The 18,722-nt window shown below is 66.8% G+C and carries 14 protein-coding genes; 2 read left to right on the top strand and 12 right to left on the bottom strand.

The features are described 5' to 3' along the window. Positions 1-25 precede the first annotated feature (25 nt). From ACIGII_RS00905 to ACIGII_RS00870, 8 genes are all read right to left on the bottom strand, one after another. Positions 26-1,393: a methyltransferase domain-containing protein gene (locus tag ACIGII_RS00905; protein WP_399635694.1), complete on the bottom strand. Its 1,368-nt coding sequence runs from the start codon at positions 1,391-1,393 to the stop codon at positions 26-28. Beyond that, complete coding sequence (locus ACIGII_RS00900) at positions 1,374-2,552, bottom strand: ABC transporter ATP-binding protein (RefSeq protein ID WP_399635783.1); 1,179 nt, start codon at positions 2,550-2,552, stop codon at positions 1,374-1,376. Before ACIGII_RS00900 ends, ACIGII_RS00905 begins: the two co-directional genes overlap by 20 nt. Before the next feature lie 47 nt (positions 2,553-2,599). Then, positions 2,600-3,382: an ABC transporter permease gene (locus ACIGII_RS00895; protein WP_399635697.1), complete on the bottom strand. Its 783-nt coding sequence runs from the start codon at positions 3,380-3,382 to the stop codon at positions 2,600-2,602. Between the two features lie 3 nt (positions 3,383-3,385). After that, positions 3,386-4,579 carry a cystathionine gamma-synthase gene (locus ACIGII_RS00890; RefSeq protein ID WP_399635700.1) on the bottom strand — a complete coding sequence of 398 codons (1,194 nt, stop codon included), beginning with the start codon at positions 4,577-4,579 and terminating at the stop codon, positions 3,386-3,388. A gap of 130 nt (positions 4,580-4,709) precedes the next feature. Continuing rightward, positions 4,710-6,080 (bottom strand): pyridoxal-phosphate dependent enzyme, encoded by a 1,371-nt coding sequence (locus ACIGII_RS00885; RefSeq protein ID WP_399635702.1) that lies wholly within the window; start codon positions 6,078-6,080, stop codon positions 4,710-4,712. A gap of 190 nt (positions 6,081-6,270) precedes the next feature. After that, positions 6,271-6,495, bottom strand: a complete 225-nt coding sequence (locus ACIGII_RS00880) for a YdcH family protein (RefSeq protein WP_399635704.1) — start codon at positions 6,493-6,495, stop codon at positions 6,271-6,273. Between the two features lie 447 nt (positions 6,496-6,942). Then, positions 6,943-7,836 (bottom strand): hypothetical protein, encoded by an 894-nt coding sequence (locus ACIGII_RS00875; RefSeq protein WP_399635707.1) that lies wholly within the window; start codon positions 7,834-7,836, stop codon positions 6,943-6,945. Continuing rightward, on the bottom strand, positions 7,833-8,237 hold the full coding sequence (locus ACIGII_RS00870; RefSeq protein ID WP_399635710.1) for a DUF4398 domain-containing protein: 405 nt from the start codon (positions 8,235-8,237) through the stop codon (positions 7,833-7,835). The genes ACIGII_RS00875 and ACIGII_RS00870 overlap by 4 nt, the downstream gene beginning before the upstream one ends. 98 nt (positions 8,238-8,335) lie before the next feature. Here ACIGII_RS00870 and ACIGII_RS00865 point away from each other — a divergent pair, with 98 nt between their 5' ends. Continuing rightward, entirely contained in the window at positions 8,336-9,466 is a 1,131-nt protein-coding gene (locus ACIGII_RS00865; RefSeq protein WP_399635713.1) for a PilT/PilU family type 4a pilus ATPase, read from the top strand. Positions 9,467-9,616: 150 nt separating this feature from the next. On the opposite strand, the gene maiA is transcribed toward ACIGII_RS00865, so the two are convergent. Beyond that, complete coding sequence (gene maiA / locus ACIGII_RS00860; RefSeq protein ID WP_399635786.1) at positions 9,617-10,282, bottom strand: maleylacetoacetate isomerase; 666 nt, start codon at positions 10,280-10,282, stop codon at positions 9,617-9,619. Beyond that, positions 10,279-11,268, bottom strand: coding sequence for a fumarylacetoacetate hydrolase family protein (locus ACIGII_RS00855; RefSeq protein WP_399635716.1), 990 nt, complete (start codon positions 11,266-11,268; stop codon positions 10,279-10,281). Before ACIGII_RS00855 ends, maiA begins: the two co-directional genes overlap by 4 nt. A gap of 478 nt (positions 11,269-11,746) precedes the next feature. Between ACIGII_RS00855 and ACIGII_RS00850 the strand changes: the two genes are divergently transcribed. Further along, complete coding sequence (locus tag ACIGII_RS00850; RefSeq protein ID WP_399635719.1) at positions 11,747-13,156, top strand: DEAD/DEAH box helicase; 1,410 nt, start codon at positions 11,747-11,749, stop codon at positions 13,154-13,156. A 144-nt stretch (positions 13,157-13,300) separates the two neighbouring features. Here ACIGII_RS00850 and ACIGII_RS00845 read toward each other — a convergent pair whose 3' ends face one another. Further along, a complete protein-coding gene (locus tag ACIGII_RS00845; RefSeq protein WP_399635789.1) occupies positions 13,301-15,841 on the bottom strand; it encodes a M14 family zinc carboxypeptidase in 2,541 nt (846 codons plus the stop codon). A 55-nt stretch (positions 15,842-15,896) separates the two neighbouring features. Next, positions 15,897-18,563: a TonB-dependent receptor gene (locus ACIGII_RS00840; RefSeq protein WP_399635721.1), complete on the bottom strand. Its 2,667-nt coding sequence runs from the start codon at positions 18,561-18,563 to the stop codon at positions 15,897-15,899. Between the last annotated feature and the right edge of the window lie 159 nt (positions 18,564-18,722).

Genomic DNA, 18,722 nt, shown 5'->3' with positions numbered 1-18,722 from the left:
GCCATGCAGGTATCGACGGCATTCATCACTGGATCACCCAAGCGACAATAAAACCTGCCGCGCTACCGAACACCGCCAGGCCCACCATGGCCATCTTCCATTTCTTTCGCGACCGCAGGTACGCCGCAGCGTTATCGGCGATCTGCTGCTCCAGGCGCTGGCGCTCATCGGCCGCCATCTGCGTGGTGTCAGCGATCTTCGTCTCCAGCCGCAGGCGCTCGTCGGCTGCCGCCTGCGCTGCATCGTTCATGGCCTGGGTCAGTTGCAGGCGGTGCGCTTCGGCGGCCTGCGCCTCTACCAGCAGCTGCTGTTCCAGCCGGTGCCGTTCTTCCGCCATCTCCGTTGAAAGCCGCTCGCGCTCGGCCTGCCCGCCGAGGATGGCCTGCTGCTGTTCGGCATGCCGCGCCTCCCAGTCGCGCTGGCATTCCGCATGCGCCTGGTCCCCGGCATCCTTCGCCGCCTGCAGCATCTGCACGATGCCGGCGGTCGCGGCCCACTCCGACTTGGCCACGCCCAGGTCGGCAATATAGGCGTCCAGCATGCGCGCGGTGGAATCCCACTCGCGCTCGGAGTTCTGCGTGCGCAGCGCCAGTTCGCGAAGACTTTCGGCCAGGCCGGACAACAGGCGCGTGGCTTCCTCGTCTTTCTCCGACTGGAACGGCGGACGCGCCTTCAGCTGGGCAACCGCTTCGGGCTGGCGCACGGCCACGTAGTAGTCACGATAGGGCTCGTCGCTGTGGTCGCCAGCGAACACCCGGCTGTTGTACAGGCGGTCGGCGGCGCCCACCAGGGGCTCCAGCTCCGGGAACTTGACCTTGATGAAGTGGGCGCCCATGAGGCTCGACCACAGCGTTGCATTGCCCTGGCCAAAGTGCTGCACCTGCAGGCCGTTGGCCTCGAAGGCCTGCACCACTTCGGCGGTATCGACCAGGCCGAATTCCTTGTGCTCCTGCAGCCACACGTAATCTTCGCCGAACAATTCGCGCCAGCGTTCGTTGGCGACGATTTCGGCCTGCTGTACCCAGGGCCGGTCGGGCGGGAAGCCCACGATCACGGCAGTGCCGGCCACGCGGCCCATTTCGGAGATCGCACGCGCACGCAGATGCGCGGGGATATGTTCGATCACATCCAGGGACACGACCGCATCGAAGGACTGATCGGCGAACGGCAACGCGGTCGCATCGGCGACCACGAAATCGGTTTCGTCACCCTCTACGTGCAGGTCGGTGTACAGGAACGACGCCGACGGCAGGAACTGCCCGAGCAGGCGCTGGCGGTTGGCCCCCACTTCCAGGATGCGCGCATTCTGCAGGCCCAGCGACGTGAGCAGGTGCGCAGCGGCGGCATAGCGCTGGTAATGGTCGAACGGAATGTCAAGCAGCGTCGGGGTCATGGACCTTCCACTCATGGGGGATGTAGACAACGCCTTCGCTGAAATACGGCGCGGCCACGGTGAAGACGCTGGCCTCGGTCAGGTAGTCCAGGCAGACCAGGCCCTTGTCGGTGAACAGGCCAACGTCGACGCGATACGTCCCGGTGAGCAGGGGCATCGACGGAATGTGGTACGTGACCCGGTGCGAACCCCGGGAGGTGGGGATCGACACGCGTTCCAGATAGGTATTGGGTCCGAAGATGTGCAACCCGTCCATGCCCTTGATGGCAACGCCGAGCAGGAGCCCCTGGATGGACTCGTCGGTGACGGTATAGCTGATGTCCACGCTGAGCGGCTCGAAGGGCGCCAGCATGTCGGTACTCAACGCCACCGTCTCCAGGTGCGCCGGAAGGCGTTCGGCGTCGGGCAGCTCACGGCAGACGACGGCAGCATCGGTCGCCAGTTCACGGCCCAGCTCGTAATCGCGGAACCGGTCCGCCACGAAGCTGGCCTCGCCATGCAGCTTGACCTTGCCCCCTTCCAGCCACAGTGCGGTCTGGCAGAAGCGTTTCACCTGCTCCAGCGAATGGGAGACGAACAGGATCGTCGCTCCCCGCGCGCGGATCTGCTCGATACGCGCCAGACACTTCATCTGGAAACGGATATCGCCCACGGACAGGGCTTCATCGATGATGAGCACGTCGGGCTCGGTATGGATCGCCACCGAGAAGGCCAGGCGCACATACATGCCGCTGGAGTAGGTCTTCACCGGGCGATCAAAGAAGTCCCCGATGTCGGCGAAGGCGATGATCGCCTCCAGCTTCTCATCGACTTCCTTGCGTCCCAGCCCGAGCAGGGACGCACTGAGATACACGTTGTCGCGGCCGGAGAAGTCGGGGTTGAAGCCCGCGCCAAGCTCCAGCAGCGCGGCGAAGCGACCGCGGATGGCCACCGTACCCGAGGTCGGCTGGACCGTGCCGCAGAGGATCTGCAGCAGCGTGGACTTGCCCGCGCCGTTACGTCCAATGATGCCCACGGTCTCCCCGCGTGGCACGACCAGGTTGACGCCGTCCAGGGCACGGAAGGTTCTCCGCGCGCGGTCACCGGAAGGCTTGAGCAACGACATCAGCCGTTCGCGTGGACTGGAATAGACCGGGTAGTCCTTGGTCACCGCAAGCATTTCGATCGCCGCGTCGGGATCTGCGCGAGTGGCGTTGTGCGAGCCGTTCATAGGACGTCCGAGAAGCCGCGCGACAGGCGACGGAAGAGGGCGTAGGAAACCAGCGCCGCGATCACCGACAGGGTGAAATGCGGAAGCAGGGCCATGGGATCCGGCGGCAGGTTCTGCACGGTCACCGCGCGCAGCTGTTCGATCGGCGTCACCAGCGGATTGAAGTAGATCAGGCCCTTCACCGATTCCGGCATGGCCTTGGCCGGGAAGAAGATCGGACTGAGGAACAGCAGCATGCTGCTCAGGATGCCGACGAACTGGCCGATGTCGCGCAGATAGACACCCAGCGCGGACAGCGACCAGGCCACGGCCAGCAGCATGGGCACCATCTCAAGGAGAATCAGCGGCGAGGCAAGCACCCATGCGGACGGCGTGCCCGATTGCCACACCTGTGCGATCAGCAGGATCACCAGCCCGATGCCTGCCGTCGTCAGGGCCGCAGCCACCTTCACCACCGACAGCACCGGCAGGGGGAAGACCACCTTCTTCACGAAGTTGGGCTGCCCCGCGATGATGCCCGGCGCCGTCATCAGCACTTCCGACAACAACGTGAACGGAATCAGCCCGGCGAACAGCATCAAGGCGAAATCGGCGGTGGACTCGGCACCGGCCCAGCGCGCCTTGAAGATGCCGCTGAAAATCAACGTGTAGACGGCCAGCATCAGCAGCGGCTGCAGCACGAGCCACAGCACGCCAAGGGTGGTGGTGCGATAGCGCGCGGCGAGCTCCCGCCCGAGCAGCTGACGGAAGAGGAAAAACAGGTTGGCGTGCTTCTGCATGTATCAGGCGTTCCCTGCGGACAGTGCCCGCTCGAGATCCACCTGCAAATCGCCCAGCTCCTCCACGCCCACGCTCAGCCGGACCAGCGCATCGCTGATGCCCAGCTGCGCGCGTCGCTCCACCGGAATGGAGGCATGGGTCATCACCGCAGGATGGTTCACCAGGCTCTCCACCCCACCCAGCGACTCGGCCAGGGTGAACAGCTCGGTCTTCTCGCAGAACCGCTTCGCCGCCTCATACCCGCCCTTGAGCACGATCGACACGATGCCGCCGTAGCCGTTCATCTGGCGCGTGGCCAGTTCATGCTGCGGGTGCGAAGTCAGGCCCGGGTAGATGACCTTCTCGATGGCCGGGTGCTTGTCCAGCCACTGGGCCAGCGCGAGGGCGTTGGCGCAGTGCGCCTTCATGCGCAGCGGCAGGGTCTTCAGGCCGCGCAGGGCCAGGAAGCTGTCGAACGGCCCCTGCACGGCGCCGATGGAGTTCTGCAGGAAGGCCATCTGCTCGGCCAGCTCGGCGTTGTCGCCGACCACCACCATGCCGCCGACCATGTCCGAGTGACCATTGAGGTACTTGGTGGCCGAGTGCAGGACCAGGTCCGCACCCAGTTCCAGCGGCCGCTGCAGCATCGGCGAGGCGAACGTGTTGTCCACCACCACGATCAGGCCATGGCGCTTGGCGATGGCCGCCACCGCGGCAATGTCGACGATCTTCAGCATCGGGTTGGTCGGGGTTTCGATCCAGACCATCTTCGTCTGCGGGGTAATCGCCGCTTCGAGCGCAGCCAGGTCGGTCAGGTCGACAAAGCCGAACTGCAGGCCGGCGGTGCGCTTGCGCACGCGCTCGAACAGGCGGAAGGTGCCGCCGTAAATGTCATCCATCGCCACCACGTGGCTGCCGGCGTCCAGCAGCTCCATCACCGTGGAGGTGGCGGCCATGCCCGAGGCGAAGGCGTAGCCGCGGCTGCCGCCCTCCAGCGCGGCCACGCAGCGCTCGTAGGCGAAGCGGGTCGGGTTGTGGGTGCGCGAGTACTCGAAGCCCTGGTGCTCGCCAGGGCTGGACTGGGCGTAGGTGGAGGTGGCGTAGATCGGCGGCATCACCGCGCCGGTGCTCGGGTCGGGCGACTGCCCGCCGTGGATGGCCAGGGTGGCCAGAGCAAGCGAACGGTCGGGGTGCCCGGGGGATGCAGGGTTGGACATGGAGTTTCCCAGCGAGTGAGAGCCCCCAGCGGGGGCCCTTTAAATGGAGCGGAAGTCTACCAGCGCAGGCTTAATCAGTCTTTGACGCGGATAAACGAAGGTTGGAGGCTGAACGTCGGCCAATGTGCGGTCATTGCACCCGGCGGCGCAGGTAGTTCAGCAGGTCGATCCGGGTGATCAGCCCCAGGAAGCTGCCGCCATCCATGATGATGGCCACCTGGCCGCGGTCGAACACCGGCAGCAGGGCCTCGATCGGCGATTTCACGTCCAGCCGGTCCAGCTTGCTGACCATGGCGGTGGCGACCTTGTCGCGGAAGCGCGTCTCGTCGCCGTACACATGCAGCAGGACGTCGCTCTCGTCGACGATGCCGACCAGCTGGTCGCCGTCCATCACCGGCAGCTGCGACACGTCGTACAGCTTCATGCGCTGGTAGGCGGTGGTCAGCAGGTCGTTGGGACCGATCACCACCGTGTCGCGCTGGCCGTACGGGCGCAGGATCAGGTCGCGCAGATCGCCGGTCTGTGGGCGCTCCAGGAAGCCGTTGTCCAGCATCCAGTAGTCGTTGTACATCTTGGACAGGTACTTGTTGCCGGTGTCGCAGACCAGCACCAGCACCTTCTTGGGGGTGGTCTGCTCCCTGCAGTACTTCAAGGCCGCCGCCAGCAGGGTGCCGGTGGAGGACCCGCCCAGTACGCCTTCCTTGCCCAGCAGCTCGCGCGCGGTGTGGAAGCTTTCGGCGTCGGTGATGGCGTAGGCCTTGGTGACCCGGCTGAAATCGGAAATGGACGGCAGGAAGTCTTCGCCGATGCCCTCCACCAGCCAGCTGCCCGACTTGTCGTTGAGCACGCCGTCGTTGATGTATTCGGCCAGGATCGAGCCGACCGGGTCGGCCAGGACCAGTTCGGTCTTCGGCGACAGGGTGGCGAAGGCGCGGGACAGGCCGGTCATGGTGCCGGAGCTGCCGCAGCCGAACACGATGGCGTCCAGGTCGCCGTCCATCTGCTCGAGGATTTCCGGGCCGGTGCCAAACTCGTGGGCGGCGGGGTTGTCCGGGTTGCCGAACTGGTTGATGAAGTACGCGCCGGGAGTTTCCTCGGCCACGCGCTTGGCCATGTCCTGGTAGTACTCGGGGTGGCCCTTGGCCACGTCCGACCGGGTCAGGCGCACTTCGGCGCCCATCGCCTTGAGGTTGAAGATCTTCTCGCGGCTCATCTTGTCCGGTACCACCAGGATGAGCTTGTACCCCTTCTGCTGGGCCACCAGGGCCAGGCCCAGGCCGGTGTTGCCGGCGGTGCCCTCGACCAGGGTCGCGCCCGGCTTGAGATCGCCGCGCTGTTCGGCCGCTTCGATCATCGACAGGCCGATGCGGTCCTTGATGGATCCCCCGGGATTGGCGCTTTCGAGCTTCAGGAACAGCTCGCAGACACCGGTATCCAGGCGCTGGGCCTTGACGATCGGGGTCTTGCCAATGAGGTCGAGTACGGAGGAGTGGATTGCCATCGGGTCACATCGATTCGCGCCGCAACGCGGCCGGACCCCCGATTATCCGACAGATGGTAGAGACACGCCATGCGTGTGGCCGGTCGGCTTCCCGCAGGAGCGACGCGGACGGTGCCCGGCGACGAGGAGCTGGACACCGCCCGCGGCGGTGGGGATCCGGTGTCGGCGTCAGGCCGGCACCGGGGGAACGTCAATGTGCAGGGGAGGAAGACTCGTACAGCCGGAGCAGTCGTTGCTTGGCAAGCAGCTTCTCACGCTTCATCTGACCCAGGGTGTAACTGTCTATCGGAATCACGCCCAGCTCGGCATCCATACACTTCTTGTTCAACTTCTGGTGCCGTTCGTAGAGCGCCTTGAATTCCGGATCCCGCTGGCGGCGGGCGTCGATTTCACTCTGGGGCTGACCTTCAAACATGATGAACCTCCTATCGCGTCTACAACACAAACAAGAACGCCCCGGCCGGTGAGGCACGGGGCGTATCTTCGGGTGGAGCACCGGCGTCAACCGCGACCGCAGGCAGCACCATGCGCCCAGCCCGGAACGTCCGGACGGTGTACTGCGCTGGTTCGTGCCCTCGGTACATCGGCCCGGCCCTCCAATCGTCCGGGTCGCGGAAGGCGGCCCGGACAATCGACCCTACGCCTGCCACAGGACCGGTTCAAGGGTTTCATCTGAAATCGTGGAGGGTGCGCAGGCGGGGTTCAGCCTGAACACGCAATCCAACAAAATTTAAACAAAATCATTGGGTTGCGTCACGGCTCGGCGTGGGTCACGACCAACGGTCGTGACCTACCTGCGGACCCGCAGCCATCTGTGCATCTGCGACGGGTAGGTCATGACCGTTGGTCATGACCGCCGCGATCAGGGGGCGATGATGACGTCGGCCGAGCGGGCCTTGGTGGACGCGGCCTTCTTGCCGCTCACCTGCAGGCGGCTGGCGCTGACGCCGGCGCCCACCAGGGCATCGCGCAGGGCCTCGGCACGCTGCTGCCCTACCCCGGCGGCGGCGTCGTAGGCCTCGATCCGCACCCGGCCCTTCTTGCCGATGTTCAGGTACTCGGCCAGGGCCTTGGCCTGGCCCTGGGCGCCGCCGGAGAGCGTGCCCTTGCCGCTGGCGAAGGCGTCGCCCGGGAAGGTGAACACCTCGCCGCGGCTGTCGAACTTCGACCCCGGCAGCTTGTTGCCCGAGACCAGCTCGGCTTCCTCGCGGGCCAGCTTGGCTGCGTTCTGCTGGGCCGCGCTGAGGCGCGCGGTCTGCTTGCCGGCCACGCTGGTCAGAGCGGTTTCGGCATCCTGGCGGGCCAGGGCCTCGGTTTCGGCGGCCAGGCGCAGGCGCTCGGCCTCTTCGGCCTGGATCTGCGCCTGCACGCGCAGGCGTTCGTTTTCCTGGCGGGCGCGCTGGGCCTCGCGGCGGCTGGCTTCGATCAGCAGGTCGCTGCGGGTGCGCTCAAGCTGGGCCAGTTCGCGCTTGGCCAGGGCGGCGCGCACGCTGGTTTCGGCGATTTCGACCCGGCGATCGGCCAGGTAGCGGGCCTGGTCGAGGTCGCGGCGCTTGGCATTGGCCAGGTTGGCAACGGCCTGCTGGGCCTGCAGGCGCTCGTAGGCCGCCAGTTCGGACGCGTCCGGGTTGGCCTGGATCGCCATCAGGCGCTGGCTGAGCTGGGCCACGGCCGGGTCTTCAGCGGCGAAGGACGGTGCCGACAGGGTCAGGGCGAGGGCCAGCAGCAGCGGGGAACGGCGCAGGACGGTCTTCATCGGCGGCCCTCCCCGTCGGCGAACTGGCGTTCGAGCTGGGTCACCTCGTTGCGGCGCAGCTGCAGCTGGGCGGTGGCGGTGGCTTCTTCGCTGCGGGCGCGGGCCAGGTCGGCGTCGGCGGTGGCACGCTCGGCCATGGCCGGGGCGTTCTTGCGCTCACGGCGGTCGCCGGCGGCGCGCTGGGCCTGCTCCAGGCCTTGGCGCGCAATGGCGATCAGGTCCGGGGCGTACTGGTCGGCGTCGGCCTGGGTGGCCTTGTCCACGGCTTGGCGGGCCTGCATCAGCTCCAGCGCGCCGTCCTGGGCCAGGGCCGGCCCGGCCAGTGCGAATGCGCACGCCATCACGCAACTGGTCAAAACTACATACGGGGTACGCCGCATTTGTGCGAAGCTAGGATTCATTGGGGGTGCCGTTCGCCTGAAGTAGGTGCGCGGCCATTGTCGGAAGCCTGCGGCGTGCTTGCAATGGCATGTCGCCGATTGTTGGGGAAACATTTCGCATGGATATCGGCTATTTCCTGAAGCTGATGACCGAAAAGAACGCTTCGGACATGTTCTTGACCACCGGGGCCCCGGTGTACATCAAGATCGAGGGCAAGCTGTACCCGCTGGGCAATACCGGGCTGCCGCCCGGGATGGTCAAGAAGATCGCCTACTCGCTGATGGATGAAGGCCAGGTGCCGCAGTTCGAGCGCGACCTGGAGCTCAACATGGCCATCGCCCTGCCCGACGCCGGGCGCTTCCGCGTCAACGTGTTCAAGCAGCGCGGTGAGGTGGGCATGGTCATCCGTGCCATCCGCAGCAAGATTCCCAGCATTGAAGAGCTGAACCTGCCGCAGGTCCTGAAGGACGTGATCATGACCCCGCGCGGGCTGGTGCTGGTGGTCGGTTCGACCGGCTCGGGCAAGTCGACCTCGCTGGCGTCGATGATCGACCACCGCAACAGCACCACCACCGGGCACATCCTCACCATCGAGGACCCGATCGAATACCTGCACAAGCACAAGATGTCGATCGTGAACCAGCGCGAGGTCGGGCTGGATACCCATGCCTTCCACAACGCGCTGAAAAACGCGATGCGTGAAGCACCGGACGTGATCCTGATCGGCGAAATCCTGGACGCGGAAACAATGGAGGCGGCGATCGCCTTCGCCGAAACCGGGCACCTGTGCCTGGCCACGCTGCACTCCAACAACGCCGACCAGACCATCGAGCGCATCCTGAACTTCTTCCCCGAAAGCGCGCATCGCAACGTGCTGATGAACCTTTCGCTGAACCTGCGCGCGGTGATTTCCCAGCGCCTGGTCAAGGGCCAGGACGGGCGTCGCCTGCCGGCCACCGAGGTGTTGATCAATACGCCGATGATCCGCGACCTGTTGCGCCGCGGCCAGGTGCACGAGATCAAGGCGGCCATGGAAGCGTCGCTGGAAGAAGGCATGGAGAGCTTCGACCAGTGCCTGTTCCGGATGGCCAAGAACGGCATCATCGAGCAGGAGGAAGCGCTGCGCGCCGCCGATTCGCGCGATGGCCTGGCGCTGAAGTTCCGCCTCTCCGAGGGCGGTGCCGAACATGATCCGTACGCGGATTATTCGCAGCAGGGTTCCCCGGCGGCGATCACGCACGGATTCTGACCGGAAAGCGTGCTGACCAACGGTCGGCACCTACCCTCGGTGGGACCGATTGACGGTGTCCCGCCCATGGCGCCCATCATCCGATGTCCCACCGACGGCGCCCATCTGCGGATGTCCTCCCGGTAGGTATCGACCGTTGGTCGATACGGGTCACCCGGCGTCGGGCTGGTTCTCCGGGCGGGCTGCGTCAAACGCCTCCAGGGCCAGGCATTCTTCTTCGATCCGGACCAGGGTCGGATAGGCCGCCAGGTCCACCTGGAATCGCCGCGCGTTGAACACCTGCGGCACCAGGCAGCAGTCGGCCAGGGTCGGGGTGTCGCCGTGGCAGAAGCGACCGGTTTCCACCGATTCCACCAGCATGCGCTCCATCGCGTCGAACCCCACCCGCATCCAGTGCCGGGTCCAGTCGTCGCGCTCGGGCTGCGGCACGTTCCAGGTGTCGGCGAAGAACTGCATCACCCGCAGGTTGTTGAGCGGGTGGATGTCGCAGGCCACCAGCTGCGCCAACCCGCGCACGCGGGCCCGCCCCGGCGCGTCGTCGGGCAGCAGCGGCGGTTCCAGGAACACTTCATCGAGGTATTCCAGGATCGCCATCGACTGGTGCAGCACCCGCTCACCGTGCAGCAGGGTGGGCACCAGCTCCTGCGGATTGAGCGCGGCGTAGCCTTCGCTGTGCTGCTGGCCGCCGTCGCGCACCAGGTGCACCGGGGTGATCTGGTGCTCCAGCCCCTTCAGGTTCAGGCCGATGCGCACGCGATAGGCGGCGCTGGAGCGCCAGTAGCTGAACAGCTCGATGCGGTCGGCCGAGGTGTTCAGGGCCGTGCCGCCTGTTCGATGCGCTGTTCGATCGCGCCGAAGATGCTCTCGCCGGCGGCGTCGAACATCTCGATGCGGACCACGTCGCCAAAGGACATGAACGGGGTGCTCGGCTTGCCGTCGCGCAGGGTTTCCACGGTGCGCTGTTCGGCGAAGCAGGACGCGCCCTTGCTGGTGTCTTCGTTGGCGATGGTGCCCGAACCGACGATGGCGCCGGCGCCCAGCGGACGGGTCCGGGCCGCATGCGCGACCAGCTGGGCGAAGTTGAACTGCATGTCCACGCCCGCGTCGGGCGCGCCGAACCAGGCACCGTTGACGTGGGTCACCAGCGGCAGGTGCACCTTGCTGTCCTGCCAGGCCTCGCCCAGCTCGTCGGGGGTCACGAACACCGGCGACAGCGCCGAGCGCGGCTTGGACTGCAGGAAGCCGAAGCCCTTGGCCAGCTCACCGGGAATCAGGTTGCGCAGCGAGACGTCGTTGACCAGGCCGATCAGCTGGATGTGGCCGGCGGCCTGTTCCGGGGTGACCGCCATCGGCACGTCGTCGGTGATGACCACCAGCTCGGCTTCCAGGTCGATGCCCTGGTCCTCGCTGACCACCTTGACCGGGTCGCGCGGGCCGTAGAAGCCGGCGCTGGTGGCCTGGTACATCAACGGGTCGGTGTAGAAGCTTTCCGGCACCTCGGCGCCGCGTGCACGGCGCACCCGTTCCACATGCGGCAGGTAGGCGCTGCCATCGACGAACTCGTAGGCACGCGGCAGCGGCGCAGCCAGCGCCTGCAGGTCAAGGTCGAACACGCCGTCGGCACTGCCGTCGTTGAGCGACTCGGACAACGCGTTCAGGCGCGGGGCGAGCTGGCTCCAGCCTTCCAGCGCCTGCTGCAGGGTGGCGGCGATCCCGGTGGCGCGCACGCCATGGCGCAGGTCGCGCGAGACCACGATCAGGGTGCCGTCGCGGCCGCCTTCCTTCAAAGAACCAAGCTTCATGGGTGGGGTATCCGGGATCGCAGAAAAATAGGTTTCGAGTGTAACCAAATGCGCGGTCAATCCAAGTCGCAGTGCCGCAGAGCGACCATAAACGATCCGAATGAGGGCGGCGTGGTCGCTCGCCCAGGTCGTCGGCCGCCCCGCGTTGCTGCGGGCGCCGGGAACACCGGCATGGTTCGGGGCCGGCTGGCCAACCTGAACGGGGCATTTGTTATGGCTGTCGCAGTTCAGCTACAATGCCGGGGTCTGCAGCGGCCGTCCGTTTCCCTTCGGGATCGCCGGCGATCGGGATTTCCGTCCCTCGCCCGCCCCCACTCCGACGCCATTCGTCATGCATTCCAGTCTGCGCACCGCGCCGGCTGCACCCAATTCTCGCAGCGCGGTTCACGGGAACGCTCCGAGTCAAGCCGATCTCTTCGATCTGCCTCGCGTCCGGCCAGTCGGCCTGGCGTTACTTTGTCTTTGGAGTTTCCACCCGATGTCTTTTGAAAACCTGGGCCTGGCCCCGTTCCTGCTGCGCGCGTTGTCCGAGCAGGGCTACGATTCCCCCACTCCGATCCAGGAACAGGCGATCCCGCTGGCCCTGGAAGGCCGCGACCTGCTGGCCGGCGCGCAGACCGGTACCGGCAAGACCGCCGCGTTCGGCCTGCCGCTGCTGCAGCACCTGGGCACCAACCCGCAGGCCGTGAACGGCCCGCGCAAGCCGCGTGCGCTGGTGCTGGCCCCGACCCGCGAACTGGCCACCCAGGTGCATGACAGCCTGCGCGGCTACAGCAAGTACCTGCGCATCCCCAGCGCCTGCATCTACGGCGGCGTCGGCATGGGCAACCAGTTCGACGTACTGCGCCGTGGCGTGGACCTGCTGGTGGCCTGCCCGGGCCGCCTGATCGATCACCTGGAGCGTCGCAGCGTCGACCTGTCCGGCATCGAGATCCTGGTGCTGGACGAAGCCGACCGCATGCTGGACATGGGCTTCCTGCCGTCGATCAAGAAGATCCTGGCCAAGCTGCCGCGCCAGAACCGCCAGACCCTGCTGTTCTCGGCGACCTTCGAAGAGAGCATCAAGCAGCTGGCGCTGGAGTTCATGCGCGATCCGGCGCAGATCCAGGTGACGCCGAAGAACACCGTGGCCGAAACCATCACCCACCGCGTGCACCCGGTCGATGGCGCGCGCAAGCGCGAGCTGCTGCTGCACCTGCTGTCGCAGGACAGCCGTGAGCAGACCCTGGTGTTCGGCCGTACCAAGCACGGCTGCGACAAGCTGGCCACGTTCCTGGAGAAGTCCGGCATCAAGACCGCGGCGATCCACGGCAACAAGAGCCAGGGCCAGCGCCTGCGTGCGCTGGGCGATTTCAAGGCCGGCCGGGTGACCGTGCTGGTGGCCACCGACATCGCCGCGCGCGGCATCGACATCAACGAGCTGCCGAAGGTCATCAATTACGACCTGCCGATGGTGCCGGAAGACTACGTGCACCGTATCGGCCGTACCGGCCGTAACGGCTCGACCGGCCAGGCGATTTCGCTGGTGGCGCAGGACGAGGCCAAGCTGCTGCGCCAGATCGTGCGCCTGCTAGACAAGGACATGGACATCCGCGACGTGCCGGGCTTCGAGCCGCAGACCCCGATCCGCTGGGGCAACAGCGCGCCGGGCAAGGCTGAAGTGCCGGGTGGCGATCGCGCACCGCGCCGCGGCGCGCACGCGCGTCGTCCGCACGGCGATGCGCCGCGTCATGCCCATGCCGGTGCCAAGACCGGTGGCGGCCAGCGTGACGGTGCCGCCCGCGGTGCAAGCCGTGGCGCCGGCAACGGTGCGCCGCGCGGCGGCCAGCCGCAGGGCCAGCGTCGTGGCGGTGGCCGCGGCCAGGGCGGCGGCGCGCGCGCCAGCTGATCCATCGGTTGCGATACCGGGAACATGAAAAGGGCGACGCATTGCGTCGCCCTTTTTTGTTGGACCGCCCCACGTAGCGACACGCCATGCGTGTCCTGCGTAACGGTCGGGGCGTGCGATGGACACGCATGGCGTGTCGCTACGTTACCCCCTCGCCTTGGTCGGGTTGAGCAGGTTGCCGAAGAACACCGCGTTCAACAGGATCCGCTCGGTACCGTGCCAGTACTTGCGGTGCGCCGGGTCATCGGCGAACAGCACCACGTTGCCCTGCCCCTGCGGCGACACCAGCAGCCAGGCCGCACCGGCCACGCGGCTGCGGTTGTTCTCGGACAGGTAGCCGTTCACGCGTGGGCTGTCGTCGATCCGCACCACGGTGGAAAACGCATTGCGGCTCGGCTTGAAGCTGATGCCGTTCTCCTTGTTCACCGCCAGCTGGGTGCGCGGCAGCCCGAAGCCCAGCGGGTGGCTGGTGTCCACCTCCGCGCTGAGGATGTTGCCGCTGACCCGCTCGATCGCGGCGATGTCGCGCTGGTCGCCGAATGCGCGGCGCGCGCCGTCCGGTTCCTTTTCTTCCGCGCCCAGCACGTCGTCGCTGAGCTTCTGCTCGATCGCCCACTTCGCCGCCGTGCCATAGGTCACCAGCGAACCACCGGCGTTGATCCAGCGCTTGAGCGCGGCCACCGCCGCGGCATCCACGCTGGTGTAGGTGCCACCGGCGAGCACGAGGGTGGTGTACCGGTCCAGGTTGGCCTTGCCCAGCTGCGCCGGGTCCAGCTTGCTGGCCGGCAACTGCACCTGCTGGTCCAGCACGAACCACGCCGAGCCGATCTCGGTGGCGCTCACGCCTTCGCCCATCACCAGCGCCACCGCCGGCTTGCGCAGCGATTTGACGCTGTCGCTGCCCAGGTCGATGCCGCCGCGGCTCTGGCCGCTGGCCAGGGCCTGTACCTGCACGCCGCTGCTGCGCGCCGCCTCGTCGACCGCCGCCAGCAGCGCCTCACCGGACAACGCCTGCCCGGCCACCGGAATCACCACGCTGCCGCGCGCGAACGCCTGCTCACCCGACGCGGTAGCCGCGGTGAACGGCTGGAACGCGGTGCGCGCCAGCACGCCCTTGGCCTGCAGGGCATACAGCGCGCGGCTGGCGTTGTAGTCGCGCCAGTCGAACACGTAGGCATAGCCGGCCTGGCCACCGCTCACCCCGCCGCGCGTGGGCGGCAGGCTGGCAATGCGCTCGCCGCCCTCGATGCGGCTGCGGCTGCCGGCAAACGCGACGCCGTAGGCCGGTGCGATCGCATAGGAGGTGCTGCCGTAGAACACATCGCCCTTGATCGGCGGGGTGTCGGCGAAGATCGAATGGACCAGGCGGAACTGCGGCTGCGCGGTGGGCACCACGTAGGCGCTGCCCGGCTCGAAGCGCTGGCCGTCCACGGTGACCGGCGCGGTCAACGCCTGCACGGTGATCCGGTGCTGCAGCAGCAGGTCGAGCAGGCGCCGGGTCAGGCCCGGGTCGTTGGCATCGCCGAACACGAACGCCTTGACCGGCTGCTGGTTGGCCTGCTTCACGGCGGACTGGAAGAATTCCTTCTGCAGCTTCAGCAGCCCGTCGCGTTCGGCAACCGCCCCGCGCACGGTGCCCAGGCCGGTGGCGACCTGGTTGCGGATGGTGAACGGGAAGGTGAGCAGGCCATTGACCGACTCCTGCACGCGGCCGCGTGAGCTGGCCTGTTCCACCGTGACGCCGACCGCGCCGTGGAAGTCCGGGTAGCTCGACCCGTACACCGGCGAGAAGTTGTCGAAGTTTTCCCCGGTGTAGTACAGCGAGCCCAGCGCATCCAGCGACTGCGCGTGGTACTTCGCCAGGGTCTTGTTCCATTCGTACGACGAAGCCGGCAGCAGCGGGCTGTGCATGCTCGCCGGTGACGGTTCGAAGTAGTAGGTGCTGTCCTTGCCCATCTCGTGGAAATCGATCTGGACGTTGGGATACCACTGGTGGAAGTAGGCAATTTTCGGCCGCGTGTCCTGCTGGGTCAGCGCCAGCCAGTCGCGGTTGAGGTCGGTGAAGTAGTGGTTGGTACGCCCCTGCGGGAACGGTTCAACGTGTTCCTTGTCGGCCGGGTCGGGCGAGGCCGGCGAGGACGCATACGCGTTGTGCCAGCTGGCCGCGCGGTCGCGCCCGTCCGGGTTCTGCGCCGGGTCGAACAGCACCACCGCGTGCTGCAGCCACTGCGCGGTTTCCGGGCTGCGGTTGGCCACCAGGTAGTAAGCGGTGAGCAGCGCGGCTTCGCCGCTGGAGGTTTCATTGCCGTGCACGCTGTAGCCCAGCCATACCACCACCGGGCTGTTGCCCGCCGCCGACAGCGGTTGCGCCGGATCGGCCAGGGTCACGTGCTGGCGACGCAGGGTCTCCAGCTGCTGCAGGTTCTGCGCCGAGGTGACCGTGGCGATGAGCAGCGGGCGGCCTTCGTAGCTGGTGCCGATCTGCTCCACCTTGATCTTGTCGGAGTGTCTGGCCAGCTCATTGAAGTAGGCCACCAGCTGGTCGTGCCGGGTGTAGCGGCTGCCGATCTCGTAGCCCAGGAACTGCTGCGGGGTGGGAATGGCCGGATCGAAATCGCCGCCCTTCGGGAAGAAATACGCGCTCTGTGCGAACGCCGGTGCGGCCAGCAGCCACAGCGCGCCCACCAGCCAGGTGAGGCGGCGCGGGAAAACACGGAACAAGGACACGGCAACCCCTTTCTCAGAAACGGTAATCGAAACCGACGGTGAAGTAGCGGCCACGCAGGTCGTACTGGCTGAAGTCGTACGGCGCACGGATGCCCGGGAACGAGGCGTCGTACGGCGGTTCCTCGTCGGCCAGGTTCTGGATCTTCGCGTACAGGGTCAGCTTCTCCAGCCCGGTGTAGGCCAGGTACAGATCGAACTGGCTGTAGGAATCCACCCGGTCCTGCACGGCGGTTGCCGCGGCACTGGCCTTCTGGTCGTAGCCGCTGGTGTAGTACCAGGTCAACGCGGTGCGGAAATCGGCGTAGGACCAGTCCAGCGTGGTGGTGGCCTTGTTTTTGGGCAGGGTGGCGCCGAGGTTGCTGCCGGCGTAATCCACCAGCGGACCGCCGACCACGGTGGGGCGGCTGTAGTCGCGTACGTGGGTGAAGGCGGTGGAGAGCGAGAAGTCGCCGGCCGCCTCGGTCGGGAAGCGCTGGCGCAGTTCCACGTCGAAGCCGGAGGTCTTGAGCTCGCTCAGGTTCTGGTAGCGGTTGAATACCGCCAGCAGCTTGCCGCGCTCATCGCGGGTGACCGCGCCGGGCACATCGTTGGTGACCAGGGTCTGGGTGTTGTTGGTGCCGACCAGGTTTTCCAGTTCGATGCGGTAGTAGTCCACGCTGAGGCTGGTGTTGGACCACGGCGACAGCACCACGCCCAGGTTGTAGCTCTTGGTGCGCTCCGGCTTCAGGTCGCTGTTGCCGACGGTGAAGAAGGTCGGGTTCTGGCGGGAGCCGGGCACGTCCGGGTCGCGCGGGTCGATCACGCTGCCGTAGGCGATGCTGGTGCTGTTGGAGTTCTCCGACAGCGACGGCGCGCGGAAGCCCTTGGACGCCGCGGCACGCACCAGCAGGATGTCGAACGGCTGCCAGCGCAGGCTCAGCTTGGGCGAGAACGCATCGCCGAAGTCGCTGTAGTGGTCGGCACGCGCCGCGGCCTGCAGCTCCAGGCGCTCGGCCAGCGGCACGTTCACTTCGGCGTACGCGGCGGTGACCTTGCGCTCGCCGTGCACCTCGGCGATGGCCGGGCGGATCTGCAGCCCGGCGTCGATCTGCCACGGGTTTTCCGAATCCAGTTTCTCGCGGCGCCATTCCAGCCCGGCGGCGAAGCCGATCGGGCCGGCCCAGGTGTTGCCCAGGCCGCCGGAGATCCTGGCGTCCACGCCCTGCAGCACCGACTCGGCCGGACGCAGCGTGCTCAGGTTGATGCCATCGATCACCGACTGCGGCGTGGCCGACGGATCGAGCAGGTTGTAGCTGCCGGTGGCCAGCGCGTCGGCCAGGGTGTAGCGGTTGGCAAAGCCGCCGGAGACCGTTTCGCGCTCGCTGCTGCGTGCGCCGAACGCGCCCACTTCCCAGTCCCAGTCCTGCAGGCTGCCGCGCAGGCCGACCACGCCGCGGTAAGCGGTGGAGCGGTTGGTCTTGATGGTCGGGCCGAGGTTGAAGAAGGTGTATTCGATCGGGATGGCGCGGCCGTACGGGTTGAACGGGCTGCTGGCCGGCAGGTTGGACGACACCGGCTCGGCCAGGCCGGTATCGGCGTTGAGCGCGAAGCGGCCGCTTTCCAGGGTGAAGAAGGGGCTGCTGCCGAACCAGGACACGCCCTTGATCTCGCTGTAGATCACTTCACCGAAGGCTTCCACGTTGTCATTCACCTTGAAGGTGCCGTTGACGTAGGCCTGGTAGCGTTTGGTCGACGGAATCAGGGTGGTGTAAGGCGCCAGGTTGAAGCCGCAGGTATTGCCGGGCAGGCCGTCGATCGGCGCGCTGGGCACCAGCGTGGTGTTGTCCGGGCACTGCCCGTTGGCGTCGAGCATGGGCACCGAGGTGCCGTTGACCAGGAAGCGCGCGCCCTTGGCCGACCAGCCGTTCCAGCGGCCGCCCGGCTTGTCGGTGTAGATGCCGGACTTGGTGAGGTCGCGCTGGTCCTGGTCGAGGCGCTCGCGGTTGTAGCCCTCCAGGCTGACCAGGATGTTGTAGCCGTCGGTGTCCAGGTCGCCGATGCCACCGATGAATTTCAGGTTCTGCTCGTCCAGCCCGCCCTGGTCGGACGTGCCGGCGCTGGCGCCGAGGTCGGCGCCCTGGAAGTTCTGCCGGGTGATGATGTTGACCACGCCGGCCACGGCGTCGGAGCCGTACACGGCCGAGGCACCGTCCTTGAGTACTTCGATGCGCTCCACGGCGACCATCGGCAGCGCGTTGAGGTTGACGAAGGTGTCGGACAGGCCGCCGGCGGGGAAGCCGTAGTTGGCCAGGCGGCGGCCGTTGAGCAGCACCAGCGTGTTCTTCTGCGACAGGCCGCGCAGGCCGATGCCGGCCGAACCGGAGGCCCAGCCGTTGTTGGTGGTTTCGTTGTTGGCGTTGCCGGTGTTGGCCGAGATGGAGCGCAGCAGGTCGGCGACGGTGGCCTTGCCGGTGGCTTCGATTTCCTGGCGGCCGATCACCTGCACCGGGTTGGCGCTTTCGGTGTCGGTGCGCTTGATGTTGGAACCGGTCACCCTGACGGCGGCGAGGGTCTTGCTGTCGCCGGCAGCGGTATCGGGGCTGGCCACGTCGGCGGCCGCGGCGGTATCGAGGGCAAACGCAGGCAAAGGCGTAGCCAGGGCGGCGGCAAGGGCCGCCACGAGAAGGGTGTGCTTGGGCATGAAGGCAGTGGGGGTGGTGGACGACGAGTTCCGCAGTAATCCATGCCGGGCCGTTAACGGGCCAATAACATCGCTTCATGCGGATATAACGAAACATAACATCGCTTCATCCGGATGGATATGTTTTTGTCTGCAACCATTCCGGGCGCGGAACGATCG

Origin of the sequence: Stenotrophomonas sp. NPDC077420, assembly GCF_044543385.1 — a bacterium.
Lineage (GTDB): Bacteria > Pseudomonadota > Gammaproteobacteria > Xanthomonadales > Xanthomonadaceae > Stenotrophomonas.
Note: the sequence above shows the minus strand (reverse complement) of the source record. Positions and strands in the feature narration are given on the sequence as shown.